Here is a 12,504-nt window from a genome sequence, read left to right on the forward strand (position 1 = left end):
TGGGGGGCTGTCGAGGCCGTAATGGCGGGTTCTCGATACCCCTACTGGGTATATGATACCGGACTTCTCGGAGCCCGCTTCAGTAGGCGAGCCTCCATGGGTGACACTGGGGACGCCGGTTCGCAGTGGCCGGATGATGCGCCTAGCATCAACGAGACCGTCGCCGATGCACCCCGAGGACCCCCAGTGCGCTTTCGTCTGACCCCCAGGGAGACGAGCTTCTACGACATGTTCGCGGCCTCCGCGGACAACATCGTGACCGGCTCCAAGCTCCTCATGGAACTGCTCGGCGCTGATTCCTCCGCGCGGACCGAGATCTCCGAACGGATGCGCGCGGCGGAGCATGCGGGAGATGACGCGACGCACGCGATCTTCCACCAGCTCAACTCCTCCTTCATCACGCCGTTCGACCGCGAGGACATCTACAACCTGGCGTCCTCCCTCGACGACATCATGGACTTCATGGAGGAGGCCGTCGACCTCGTCGTCCTCTACCAGATCGAGGAGCTCCCCAAGGGGGTCGAGCAGCAGATCGAGGTGCTGTCGCGGGCCGCCGAGCTGACCGCCGAGGCCATGCCGAACCTGCGGACGATGGACAACCTCACCGAGTACTGGATCGAGGTCAACCGGCTGGAGAACCAGGCCGACCAGATCCACCGCAAGCTGCTGGCCCACCTGTTCAACGGCAAGTACGACGCCATCGAGGTCATGAAGCTCAAGCAGGTCGTGGACGTGCTCGAGGAGGCCGCCGACGCGTTCGAGCATGTGGCCAACACCGTCGAGACCATCACGGTCAAGGAGTCCTGACGCTCCGTGGACACCTTCGCGCTGATCGTGACCGTCGGTGTCGCGCTCTTCTTCACGTATACGAACGGCTTCCACGACTCCGCGAACGCCATCGCGACGTCGGTCTCCACCCGGGCGCTGACCCCGCGTGCGGCCTTGGCCATGGCCGCGGTGATGAACCTCGCGGGTGCCTTCCTCGGCAGCGGGGTCGCCAAGACCGTGAGCGAGGGGCTGATCGAGACCCCGCACGGCGACAGCGGTATGGCCATTCTGTTCGCCGCCCTGGTCGGGGCCATCGTCTGGAACCTCATCACCTGGTACTTCGGGCTGCCCTCGTCCTCCAGCCACGCTCTGTTCGGCGGCATGGTGGGCGCGGCGCTGGCCGGTGGTATCGCCGTCCACTGGTGGGGCGTGTTCGAGAAGATCGTCGTGCCGATGTTCCTCTCGCCGCTGGTCGGGCTGCTCTTCGGCTATCTGGTGATGTGCGGCATCATGTGGATCTTCCGTAGGTCGAATCCGCACCGCGCCAAGCGGGGCTTCCGGATAGCCCAGACCGTCTCGGCGGCCGGCATGGCGCTCGGCCACGGTCTCCAGGACGCGCAGAAGACCATGGGTGTCGTCGTCATGGCGCTCACCATCGCCGATGTGCAGCAGCACAACGAGATCCCCATCTGGGTCAAGATCGCCAGCGCGGCCATGCTCTCGCTGGGTACGTACGCGGGTGGCTGGCGCATCATGCGCACCCTCGGGCGGCGCATCATCGAACTGGACCCGCCGCAGGGCTTCGCGGCGGAGACCACCGCGGCGTCCGTCATGTACTCCGCGTCCTTCATGTTCCACGCCCCCATCTCGACCACCCATGTGATCACCTCCGCGATCATGGGCGTGGGAGCGACCAAGCGGGTCAGCGCGGTGCGCTGGGGCGTGGCGAAGAACATCGTTCTGGGCTGGTTCATCACCATGCCGGCCGCGGCGATTTTCGCTGCGCTCATCTACGGGGCGATCAAGCTCGTCTTCGGCTGACCCCGCGCGGGGGGCTGCGCTCGCCCACCCTGCGCCCCGCGGGCACCTCCCGGACGGAGCCCGGGGGAGGAGGACGCGCCCCGTCAGGGGCGCGGGGAACTGCGCGACCAGCCACAACCGACCCGCAGCCTGCGGACGTCAGGCAGGGGCAACCCCCTCCCCGGAACAGCGGCAAAGAAAGATGCCCGCGGTGGCACCGCCATGCAGCACCGCGGGCGGTCAAGGGCCGGCCCGGCCCGAGGGCTCAGCCGAAGCGGCCGGAGATGTAGTCCTCGGTGGCCTGGACCGACGGGTTGGAGAAGATGCGCTCGGTGTCGTCGATCTCGATGAGCTTGCCGGGAGCGCCCACCTCGGCGAGGTTGAAGAAGGCGGTCCGGTCGGAAACCCGCGCCGCCTGCTGCATGTTGTGCGTCACGATCACGATGGTGAAGCGCGACTTCAGCTCACCGATCAGGTCCTCGATCGCGAGGGTGGAGATCGGGTCGAGCGCCGAGCAGGGCTCGTCCATCAGCAGCACCTGCGGTTCGACGGCGATGGCCCGGGCGATGCACAGTCGCTGCTGCTGGCCGCCGGAGAGGCCGGAGCCGGGCCGGTTCAGCCGGTCCTTGACCTCGTTCCACAGGTTGGCGCCCTTGAGGGAGCGCTCGACGACCTCGTCGAGGTCCTTCTTCTTGGTGTCGCCGTTCAGCCGCAGCCCCGCCGCGACGTTGTCGTAGATCGACATGGTCGGGAAGGGGTTGGGGCGCTGGAAGACCATGCCGATGGTGCGGCGTACGGAGACGGGGTCGACCCCGGTGCCGTACAGGTCCTCGTCGTCCAGCAGCACCTTGCCGTCCACGCGCCCGCCGGGCGTCACCTCGTGCATGCGGTTGAGGGTGCGCAGGAAGGTGGACTTGCCGCAGCCGGAGGGGCCGATGAAGGCGGTCACGGAGCGGGGCTCGACGGTCATGGATATGTCGTCGATGGCGCGGAAGTTGCCGTAGTAGGCGGAGAGGCCGCTGACGTCGATGCGCTTGGCCATGGGAATCACCGTCTTAGTGCTTGGGGGCCTTCCAGCGGGCGATGCCGCGGGCGACCAGGTTGAGGATCATGACGAAGGCGATCAGCACGAGGGCGGCTGCCCAGGCGCGGTCGTAGGACGGCTCGTTGCCGAGGGCCCACTGCTCGTAGATGTAGTACGGGAGCGAGGACTGCGCGCCTTCGAAGGGGTTGTTGTTGATCTCGGCCGAGCCGAAGACCAGCAGCAGGATCGGGGCCGACTCACCGGCGATGCGCGCGACGGCGAGCATGATGCCGGTGGTGATACCGCCGACCGCGGTCGGCAGAACGACCTTGAGGATCGTCTTCCACTTCGGCACACCCAGCGCCAGCGACGCCTCACGCAGCTCGTTGGGAACGAGCTTGAGCATCTCCTCCGTCGAGCGTACGACGATCGGCATCATCAGGATCGCCAGCGCCATCGCGCCCGCGAACCCGGAGTAGCCGAAGCCGAGAATGATGATCCAGAACGAGAGGATGAACAGGCCGGCGACGATCGAGGGGATGCCGGTCATGACGTCCACGAAGAAGGTGATGGCCTTCGCCAGCCGGCCTTTGCCGTACTCGACCAGGTAGATCGCCGTCAGCAGCCCGATGGGCGCCGCGATCAGTGTGGCCAGGCCGACCTGCTCCAGGGTGCCGATCAGCGCGTGGTAGATACCGCCGCCCGGCTCCATGGTGATCACTCCGCTCATGGAGTGCGTCAGGAAGTAGCCGTCGAGGACCTTCACCCCCCGCGCGACCGTCTCCCACAGCAGGGAGGCCAGCGGGACGACGGCCAGCAGGAAGCAGACCCAGATCACGCTGGTCGCCAGCCGGTCCTTGGCCTGCCTGCCACCCTCGACGGCGCCGGCGAAGCCCGCGGTCAGTACGAGGTAGAGCAAGGCGGCGATCAGGCCCCACTGGACACGGCTCTCCAGCCCGGCCACCACGCCGGTACCGATACCGAGCGCGGCTGCGAGGGCGGCCAGGCCGACCGGGGCCCAGCGCGGAAGTCGCGGCTGGCGCAGCTTGGGCAGCGGCAGCGGCGCGTCGTCGACGGGGGCGTCGGCCACAGCTGTCTGGCTCATGCGTTCGCTCCCGAGTACTCCTTGCGGCGCGCGATGATCAGTCGGGCCGCACCGTTGACCAGCAGGGTGATGACGAAGAGGACCAGGCCGGAGGCGATCAGCGCGTCGCGGCCCATGGATCCGGCCTCCTTGAAGCCCGCGGCGATGTTCTGCGCGAACGTGCCGCCGCCCGGCTCCAGCAGGCTGGCCTTGATCAGGAAGCTGGGGGAGAGGACCGTGGCGACGGCCATCGTCTCGCCCAGCGCGCGGCCCAGCCCCAGCATGGAGGCGCTGATGACGCCGGAGCGGCCGAAGGGCAGCACCGACATGCGGATGACCTCCCACCGGGTGGCACCCAGTGCGAGGGCCGCCTCCTCCTGCATCTTCGGCGACTGCCGGAAGACCTCACGGGAGACGTTGGTGACGATCGGCAGAATCATGATCGCGAGCAGAATGCCGACCGTGAACAGGGAGCGGGCCGCGCCGCCCTCGTAGGTGAAGATCCCCGTCCAGCCGAGGTACTGATCCAGCCACTCGTAGAGGCCGGTCAGCTGCGGGACGAGGAAGAGCGCCCCCCACAGGCCGTAGACGATCGAGGGGACGGCCGCCAGCAGGTCGATGACGTAGCCGAGCGGGGTCGCCAGCTTGCGCGGCGCGTAGTGCGAGATGAACAGCGCGATGCCGACGGCGATCGGGACCGCGAGGAGCATCGCGATGATCGAGCTGGCGACGGTGCCGAAGGCGAGGACCGCGATGCCGAAGCGGGGCGGGGTCGCGTTGGCGTCCCACTCGAAGCTGGTGAGGAAGTTGACTTCGTCGGCGTTGATGGCAAGCGCCGCTCGCCAGGTGAGGAAGACGGCGATCGCCGCCATGATCACCAGGAGGGTGATCCCCGATCCCCGGGACAGCCCGAGGAATATTCGGTCACCCTTGCGCGTGGCGCCCTTCGCGGGCTGCGGTGCCGCGGGGCCCGCTGTCGCGGGAGGGTTTTCGGTAGCCATGGTTTCTCCGGTCTGACGGTGCGGGTCGCTACGCGCTCGGCGTTGGTGCGCGGGCGGCCCATTGGCGGTGCACCGGAACTCTTTTGCGGCCCCAATCAGTGACAGCTGGGGCGCCGTTTACCTGGAGGGAGTGGGCGGGGGGTGCGCTTGGCACCTCCCCCGGCCTTCGGCCGGGGTGCCCCACCCCACTCCGTCGTGGTTCTCGCCGCTGCGGTGGAATCAGCTCCCGCTGCGACGGCGAGAGGGGTGCCGCTTCCGCGGCAGCCCGGTCAGCTCAGGCCGCCGATCGTGGTGCGCACCTTGGAGATGACCTCATCGGGGATCGGGGCGTAGCCCTTCTCCTTGAGGGCCTTCTGGCCGTCCTCACTGGCGGTGTACTTCAGGAAGGACTTCGTCGCGTCCAGCGACTGCTTCTTGTTGCCCTTGTCGCAGACGATCTCGTACGTCACCAGGGTGATCGGGTAGGCACCCTCGGCCTTGGTCTTGTAGTTCAGGTCCAGGGCGAGGTCCTTGCCCTGGCCGACGACCTTGGCGTCCGCGATCGCCTTGGAGGCGTTGTCCGTGGTGGCCTCGACCGGCTCCTTGGCGCCGGTGTCCAGCTTGACCGTGTTCAGGTCGTTGCCGGTGGCGTAGGAGAGCTCGACGTAGCCGATGGAGCCGTCGTTCTGCTTGACGTTCGTGGCGATGCCGGACGAGCCGTCGGCGCCCTGGCCACCCTTGCCGGCCCACGCCTTCTCCGGCTCGTGCTTCCAGGAGGAGGGCGCGGCGGTGTTGAGGTACTTGGTGAAGTTGTCCGTGGTGCCCGACTCGTCGGAGCGGTGGAACGTCTGGATCTTCTTGCCCGGGAGCTTCGCGTCCGGGTTGAGCTTCTTGATCGCGGGGTCGTTCCACTTGGTGATCTTCGAGTCGAAGATCTTGGCCAGCGTGTCGGCGTCCAGCACCAGGTCCTCGACGCCGCCGAGGTTGTACGTGACGGCGATCGGACCGCCGACCATCGGCAGGTTGATGCCCTGGCCGCCCTTGCAGACCTTCTTGGACTGGGCGACCTCTTCCGGCTTGAGCGCCGAGTCGGAGCCCGCGAAGGCCGTCTTGCCCTGGAGGAACTCCTGGATGCCCGCGCCCGAGCCGGTGGGCTTGTAGTTGAGCTGTGTGCTGCTGCAGGCCGACTGGTAGGTCTGCGTCCAGATGTCCATGGCGTTCTTCTGGGCCGTGGATCCGGAAGCGAGGAGCTTGCCCTCGCCATCACACTTGATCTTGCTGGCGGCCTTCGTCGTGTCGCCGCCGGAACCGCCGGAGTTGTCGTCCGAGCCGCAGGCGCTCAGGGCCAGGGCGCCACAGACCGTGAGAGCGCCGACAGCTGCGGTGCGGAGCCGGAGCGTGCGCTGAAGCTTCACTTTCGTTCAGTTCCTTCCTGGGCCCGGGAGCGACGACCGGCCGGCCGTCGGATTCTCTGGCTACGGGGCGCAGTCCCTGTCTCGGGGGGTGCCGCGCTCTTGTTACGGCCGAAATTAGCCAGATCAAGTGAAGCGGCCGACGGAGCTGAGTGAACGCCGAGTGAACCTCGGCGGACAGCCCGGTGCTCCCCCGGGGCGCGTGCCTCCGGGACGGGCGCCGTCGATACTCGTCAGTACATTCCTCTGTTGTCTTCGGGGCGGGCATGGCACTATCCGCTGCGTCGGCCAAAGTTGACCATAACCAGGGGGTGGCCCGGGGTGAGACGGCCGCAGACCAGCTCGACCCTCCCGTCCGGTCGGTCCGGCACGCTCGTGCTGGCCTGCACCATCTCGCTGCTCGCGGGGCCCGCGCTCGGCACCGCGTACGCCGAGCCCGGGAAGCCGGACCCGGTCGGCACCAAGGCCGGAGCCGACAAACCGGGCCTCGAGCAGATCCGCCGGCAGATCGAGCGGCTGCACGACAAGGCCGGTTCGGCGACAGACGCCTACAACGCCGCCGAGGACGCCGTCAAGAAGCAGCAGAAGCACATCGTCAAGCTCGCCAAGCGGATCGACAGGACCCAGGGCAAGTTGGACGAACTCAACAAGACGGCGGGTGCCATGGCTCGCGCGCAGTACCGCGGCGGCGGCATGCCGGACGAGGCCAAGCTGATGCTCGGCAAGGACCCGGAGAAATTCCTGCACGGCGTCTCCCTCGCCCGCAAGGGACAGCACGCCACCCGTGGCTTCATCGGCACCCTCACCAAGACCCGCAGCACGCTTCAGGGGTATGCCAAGGACGCCACGGACGAGTGGAAGAAGCTGGAGAAGACCCGGAAGAAGAAGGCCGCCGCGAAGAAGAAGATCACCGCGCAGCTGAAGCAGGCCAAGAAGATCGAGTCCGGCCTGAAGAAGGAGGAGCGGGAGCGGCTGCGACAGCTGGAGGACGAGGCGGCGAAGGCGCGGCAGGCCAAGTGGCTGGAATCCGGGGTGCTGAAGGGGCTCAAGGGCAAGGCGTCCCCGGCCGGCCGGCGGGCCATCGAATGGGCCACCAAGCAGCTCGGCAAGGACTACGTCTGGGGCGCCGAGGGCCCCGACACCTTCGACTGCTCGGGGCTTACGATGCGTGCCTGGGAGGCGGCGGGCGAGCACATTCCGCGCACCTCCCAGGAGCAGTGGAAGCAGCTGCCACATGTGCCGGTCGAGAAGATGCGCCCCGGTGACCTGATCATTTACAAGAAGGACGCCAGTCACGTGGGGATCTACATCGGTGACGGAGCGCTGCTGCACGCACCGCGCACCGGACGGCAGATCACCGTCGAGGGCGCGGGCACCATGCCGATCCTTGGCGTCGTACGTCCGGACAAATAACGCATAGTTCCGGTGCGGCGACGCGTGCAAGGGAATTCCGGGTGGATTTCTTCCGCCGTGTGCGCTTTACGTTTTTCAGCGCGTGAGCTTGGTCATGCGGGGGTCGGCGAAAACGGCTGTATCGCGGCGTGAACTCCCATTCTGGTGTGGGCATATGACAGTGGCGGATTATCGTCAGCCATTCCGTCCATCTGTACGAGGGCGCTAAGGTCCTGTCCGATAGCCCGGGATGACGAGCGCCCGACCACCGCGCGTTTTCCGGGCTCAGCCATGGTGCCGCCGCTCGACGCGTGCACCACTGCCCTCGGGGGAGGGAGAGGTTTTCAATGCCCGTAAGCGCGCCCCTGGCCGGGGCGGCGGCACAGCCCGCCGGCGCGCCGGCCCGGCAGGCCGCGCCGACACCCGGCAGCAGCCTGACCCTGCTGGTCATCGAGGACGATCCAGCCGGAGCGCTGAGTGTGCCCCGCATGCTCGACGCGTACGGCAGGCCCGTGCGGGTCCGTACGGCCCGCAACCTCACCGAGGCCGCACGGCTGCTCACGGACGATGTCCATTGCATCCTGCTGGACCTCGCGCTGCACTGTGAGGCGCGCGGGGATTCAGAGGAGGCGCCGGTCGAGGGGCTCCCTGCCGAGCTCCCTGAGGCCGCCCCGGGCGGCGCCATCCCCGGCATCGGCGGCGTCCCCGGCAGCGCGGGTGCCGGCATCGGTGCCGCTGGTGGCGTCACAGGCGCCGGGGGCCCCGGTGGCTTCGGTGGTACGTCCGGTGCAGCTGGTGCCGGTGCTTCCGGTACGGGCGCGGTTGCGGGCACCGGTGGCGGTGCGGGTCTCGCCGACGGTGCCGGTGCGGCTGCCGGTGCCGTGACCGAGTCCGGCTCCCCTGCCGGTTCCGGCTCCGGCCCGGCTCCGGAGCCCGACGAGTTGCAGATCCTCCGCCGCGTCCTGCGGATGGCCCCGCGGCATGCCGTACTGGCGCTCACGGACGGCAGTGACGCGGAGCGGGCCGCCGAGGCCGTACGGGTCGGCGCCCAGGACTACCTCTTCCGCGACGAGCTGGACGGCAGGCTGCTGATGCGCGCCATCCGCTACGCCGTGGAGCGAAAACGGGCCGATCTGGCCCAGCGCCAGCTCACCGAGACCCGGCTGCGGGCCCAGGAGAACGCCCGGCTGGAGCGCGGGCTGCTGCCCCGGCCGCTGCTGGAGGGCAGCGATCTGCGGTTCGCCGCGCGCTACCGCCCCGGCCGCTCCCGTGCGCTGCTGGGCGGCGACTTCTACGACACCGTCCGCACCCCGGACGGCGTCGTTCACGCCATGATCGGCGACGTGTGCGGTCACGGCCCGGACGAGGCGGCACTCGGCGTCGAGCTGCGGATCGCCTGGCGCGCCCTGACCTTCGCCGGGCTCTGCGGCGACGTGCTGCTGAGTACGTTGCAGAAGGTGCTGGAGAACGAGCGGGCCAGCGAGGAGATCTTCGCGACGCTGTGCACCGTGGACATCGCCGCCGACGGAGGCAGTGCCGCGGTCTATCTGGCCGGGCACCCCTCGCCGCTGTTCGCGGGGCACGCAGCAGCCGCGGCGCCGGTGCCCCGGCTGCTGCCGGAGGACGGGAGCGGTCCCGCGCTCGGCCTGCTGCCGCAGGCGCGCTGGCCGCGCCGCCAGGTCACTCTGGGACACTCCTGGAGCCTGATGATGTACACGGACGGGCTCATCGAGGGCCGGGTGGACGAGGGCCGGGTGGACGAGGCACGTACGCGGTCACGCACCGAGGCGGGGCGTGCGGAGACGGGCGCCGGGCAAGGCCGGGCGCCGGGCCGGGAGCGGCTCGGCCAGCAGGGAATGCTCGACATCGTGGCCCGGCGGCTGGCCGAGGGCGCGCGGGGTCAGGGACTGCTGGACGCGACGATGGACGAGGTGCGCCGCCTCAACGGAGGCGAGCTGACCGACGACGTGGCGGTCCTGCTGCTGGACCGCGGCCGGTGAACCGGCAAGAACCCGGCTACGTACCGGGCTCTGCTCTCAACGGCTGCGCAGCGGTCACCGGCCGTTGAACGGCCCGTACGGACCGTCGCTGCTGCTGCCTCCAGGGCGTCGGCCCCAACGCCGGCCCCGGGAGTTGCCCATGACCTGCTTGAGCGCCGGACGGACATCGACGATGTACACGATGGTGGCGATCAGGCCGATGATCTGCAGCAGGAAGAACGGGATCTGCAACACGTTCACCAGGGCCGTAAGACCCAGGATGATCAGCCAGAACGGCTTGTTCTGCTTGTCGGCCGCGCGGTAGGCGTCCTCCCGCCGCAGTGCGGCGTCCACGAAGGTGAAGACCGCCAGGGCGAGCAGCACGACGCTGATCAACGTCATGGCGGTGAGCTGGAAGCCCTCGAACAGCATGGTGCTCACACTCCTGGTTGGTCTCGATCCGTGGGTGGGGCGACTCGGGCCTACAGGGGCTTTGCCGCAACCGTACCCCAGCGATTACGGAAGAATCAGGGCCCGCACTCACGGAACGAGCCGGGCCCGCGAAGGGTGCCCGGCCCGTTCCGTGCTCTTCCCCCGCGCCGTCCCATGCGGCTCAGGACTCGGTCTTGGGAGCCGACTTCCGGGCGGAGGGCGTGGTGCTGCCGGTCGTCTTACGGGCACTGGTGCCCGTCTTCTTGGCGGTGGTGGCCTTGGTGCCGTTACCGCTGGTGCTCTTGGTGCTGCCCGCGGCCTTGCCGGTGGTGGCGCTCTTGCCGGCCGTGCCGGTGTCGGCGGCCTTGCGGTCCGCGCCGGTGCCGGCGTCGGAGGTCTCCTCGACCGGCGGCTCGGCGATCTTCACCGACTGGACGGGCTCGCGCTCGACGATCACCTCAGGGGTCTCGTCGTCGCCCTCGCCGCGCCAGTTCTTGACCGCCTCGCGGCCGCGCACCGACAGCTCCTCGTAGGTCTCCCGGGCCTTGATCGCGTACTCCGCCGCGACGCCGACGCTTTGCAGCGCGAGGTGCTGGGCCTGCTCACGGAGCTTCTTGAGGTCGGTGTCCAGTCCGCTGAGGGTCTCGCTCACCTTGGCCTGGGTCTCCTTGGCCTGCTGGGTGAGCTTCGCCTGGACCTCCTTGGGGTCCGTCTCCCGGACTGCCGCGAGGGCCTGCGGCGCCTCTTCGCGGATCTTGTCGACGACGCCCGCTGCGAAGTAGAGGGGCGTCGGGTCGGTGAGGGTCTTGCGCAGGTCGTTCGCGATGGGCATGAGGGTACGCCTTTCGTGGCTCAACTCGCCTGACAGGGCCGTCCGCCGCGTGGTGTGCGACGCCCGGTGCCGGTGGCCCGCACCGTCGCGGCCCTTTGGTGTCCTTGCTCCGCTTGTTGTGCTTACTCCGGCTGCCGAGCCCCCTCGGCGGACGGGTCCGCCGGGTCGTGGGCGGTCGCCCGCTGCTGTGCGTTCTCCTTGCGGAACGACTCGTAGATCTGGAGCAGCGCCTGCTTCTGCTGCTCGTTGATCGAGGAGTCCGCGAGGATCGCGGCGGGGACCTGCAGCAGGTCCTGCCGGTCCCGCTCGTCGAGAATCCCGGCCTGCACATAGAGCGTCTCCGCCGAGATCCGCAGCGCCTTGGCCAGCTGTTGCAGAATCTCCGCGCTCGGCTTGCGCAGGCCGCGCTCGATCTGGCTCAGATACGGGTTCGAGACGCCGGCGGCCTCCGCGAGCTGCCGCAACGACAGCTTCGCGGTCCGCCGTTGTTCCCGCAGGAACTCGCCGAGGTTCCCGACATTGAGCGAGGCCATGCCCCCAGAGTGCACCCGATTGCTAACTATTGCAAGCAAGCTGCTTGCAAGTGTGCCCCTCGGTAGTTGTGAAGACCGAGCCCACTGGCCGGCGGAGCCTGCGGTGCCGCCACGGCACGGGGTTCTACTGGCGGGCGGGGTTCGTGACGGGTGGGGCGTGACCGGGCCATGCGAGGTCGTCCACCGCCAGAAAAGGCTCGTCGGCAACGGTGGCCGGGGTGACTCCGGCGAACGCCTGGACGTGCCGGTGGAGGTGGGACTGGTCGTAGTAGCCGGATTCGGCTGCGGCGCGGGCCGGGCTCTGGCCTCCGGCCAGCCGGTGGACCGCATGGTGGAAGCGGACCAGCTTCGCCGCACTACGGGGGGTGAGGCCGAGGTGCGACCGGAACCGGGACCACAGGCGCTGGCGGCTCCAGCCGATCTCGGCCGCCAGAGACTCGACCCGGATCCGGCCACAGCTGAGGACGATCCGGTCCCATGCCCAGGCCAGCTCGGGGGGTACGGAACGTCCCGCCTCGCATCGGCGGGCGAGCAGCTCGTCCGTCAGCGCGAACCGGTCCTGCCACGAGCGGGCCCGGCTCAACTGCTCCTGGACCCGCGCGGCCTCCCGGCCCCACACATCGTCGAGCGCCACCACGGCACCCGCCAGGTCTGCGGGGGAGATGCCCAGCACGGCGTACGCGACGATCGGGGACAGGCGCACCTGTACGGCTTCGACGTCCCGGCCATGCACCTGCATATCGCTGAACGCCAGCCCGGCGAGGAGGCTTCCCCGTCGGCGGCCGGTCGCGTCGTCGACGAGGAGCGTGCCGGGCCGGGGGACGAGAGCCAGAGTCACGGACGGATGCGGGATCGCCCGCATGTCGATCGGCTCGGGACCGTGGTGCTGGAATCCGGCCATGCTGACGCCCGTCAACCGGCTGGGCCGCGACGGCGGCACGACATCGAACACAGCACGCTTGTACCCGGCGGACCGCATGACCTCATGCTACGAGCCTCGCCTCCCCGGCGGAGCGGCGAGAGATGCGGGCAGCCCGACATTCGTCCA

At 68.9% G+C, this 12,504-nt stretch carries 12 protein-coding genes; 4 read left to right on the forward strand and 8 right to left on the reverse strand.

Translation table 11 applies throughout. The features are described from left to right. The first annotated feature begins 186 nt into the window (after positions 1 to 186). Together ACTWP9_RS13075 and ACTWP9_RS13080 are read left to right on the forward strand one after the other, a co-directional pair. Positions 187 to 807, forward strand: a complete 621-nt coding sequence (locus ACTWP9_RS13075) for a DUF47 domain-containing protein (RefSeq protein ID WP_443246262.1) — start codon at positions 187 to 189, stop codon at positions 805 to 807. Between the two features lie 6 nt (positions 808 to 813). Then, positions 814 to 1,809: an inorganic phosphate transporter gene (locus ACTWP9_RS13080; protein WP_443246263.1), complete on the forward strand. Its 996-nt coding sequence runs from the start codon at positions 814 to 816 to the stop codon at positions 1,807 to 1,809. A gap of 244 nt (positions 1,810 to 2,053) precedes the next feature. On the opposite strand, the gene pstB is transcribed toward ACTWP9_RS13080, so the two are convergent. From pstB to pstS, 4 genes are all read right to left on the reverse strand, one after another. Continuing rightward, positions 2,054 to 2,830 (reverse strand): phosphate ABC transporter ATP-binding protein PstB, encoded by a 777-nt coding sequence (gene pstB, locus ACTWP9_RS13085; protein ID WP_443246264.1) that lies wholly within the window; start codon positions 2,828 to 2,830, stop codon positions 2,054 to 2,056. Positions 2,831 to 2,843: 13 nt separating this feature from the next. Beyond that, entirely contained in the window at positions 2,844 to 3,917 is a 1,074-nt protein-coding gene (pstA, locus tag ACTWP9_RS13090; protein ID WP_443246265.1) for a phosphate ABC transporter permease PstA, read from the reverse strand. Continuing rightward, positions 3,914 to 4,897, reverse strand: a complete 984-nt coding sequence (gene pstC / locus ACTWP9_RS13095) for a phosphate ABC transporter permease subunit PstC (RefSeq protein ID WP_443246266.1) — start codon at positions 4,895 to 4,897, stop codon at positions 3,914 to 3,916. Before pstC ends, pstA begins: the two co-directional genes overlap by 4 nt. Before the next feature lie 269 nt (positions 4,898 to 5,166). Continuing rightward, positions 5,167 to 6,291 (reverse strand): phosphate ABC transporter substrate-binding protein PstS, encoded by a 1,125-nt coding sequence (pstS, locus tag ACTWP9_RS13100; RefSeq protein ID WP_443246267.1) that lies wholly within the window; start codon positions 6,289 to 6,291, stop codon positions 5,167 to 5,169. A 318-nt stretch (positions 6,292 to 6,609) separates the two neighbouring features. On the opposite strand from pstS, the gene ACTWP9_RS13105 reads away from it, so the two are divergent. Then, positions 6,610 to 7,701, forward strand: coding sequence for an NlpC/P60 family protein (locus tag ACTWP9_RS13105; protein WP_443246268.1), 1,092 nt, complete (start codon positions 6,610 to 6,612; stop codon positions 7,699 to 7,701). Between the two features lie 326 nt (positions 7,702 to 8,027). Continuing rightward, entirely contained in the window at positions 8,028 to 9,680 is a 1,653-nt protein-coding gene (locus ACTWP9_RS13110; RefSeq protein ID WP_443246269.1) for a SpoIIE family protein phosphatase, read from the forward strand. Between the two features lie 54 nt (positions 9,681 to 9,734). On the opposite strand, the gene ACTWP9_RS13115 is transcribed toward ACTWP9_RS13110, so the two are convergent. The 4 genes from ACTWP9_RS13115 to ACTWP9_RS13130 form a co-directional block, all read right to left on the reverse strand. Then, a complete protein-coding gene (locus tag ACTWP9_RS13115; RefSeq protein WP_443246457.1) occupies positions 9,735 to 10,091 on the reverse strand; it encodes a DUF2516 family protein in 357 nt (118 codons plus the stop codon). A gap of 181 nt (positions 10,092 to 10,272) precedes the next feature. After that, the gene (locus ACTWP9_RS13120; protein ID WP_443246270.1) at positions 10,273 to 10,923 is read right to left on the reverse strand and encodes a hypothetical protein; all 651 of its coding nucleotides are present in this window, start codon (positions 10,921 to 10,923) and stop codon (positions 10,273 to 10,275) included. A gap of 122 nt (positions 10,924 to 11,045) precedes the next feature. Further along, positions 11,046 to 11,456, reverse strand: coding sequence for a helix-turn-helix domain-containing protein (locus ACTWP9_RS13125; protein WP_443246271.1), 411 nt, complete (start codon positions 11,454 to 11,456; stop codon positions 11,046 to 11,048). 124 nt (positions 11,457 to 11,580) lie between these two features. Beyond that, the gene (locus ACTWP9_RS13130; protein WP_443246272.1) at positions 11,581 to 12,435 is read right to left on the reverse strand and encodes a helix-turn-helix domain-containing protein; all 855 of its coding nucleotides are present in this window, start codon (positions 12,433 to 12,435) and stop codon (positions 11,581 to 11,583) included. Between the last annotated feature and the right edge of the window lie 69 nt (positions 12,436 to 12,504).

The sequence above is a fragment of the Streptomyces sp. 3N207 genome (assembly GCF_052246355.1).
Lineage (GTDB): Bacteria > Actinomycetota > Actinomycetes > Streptomycetales > Streptomycetaceae > Streptomyces.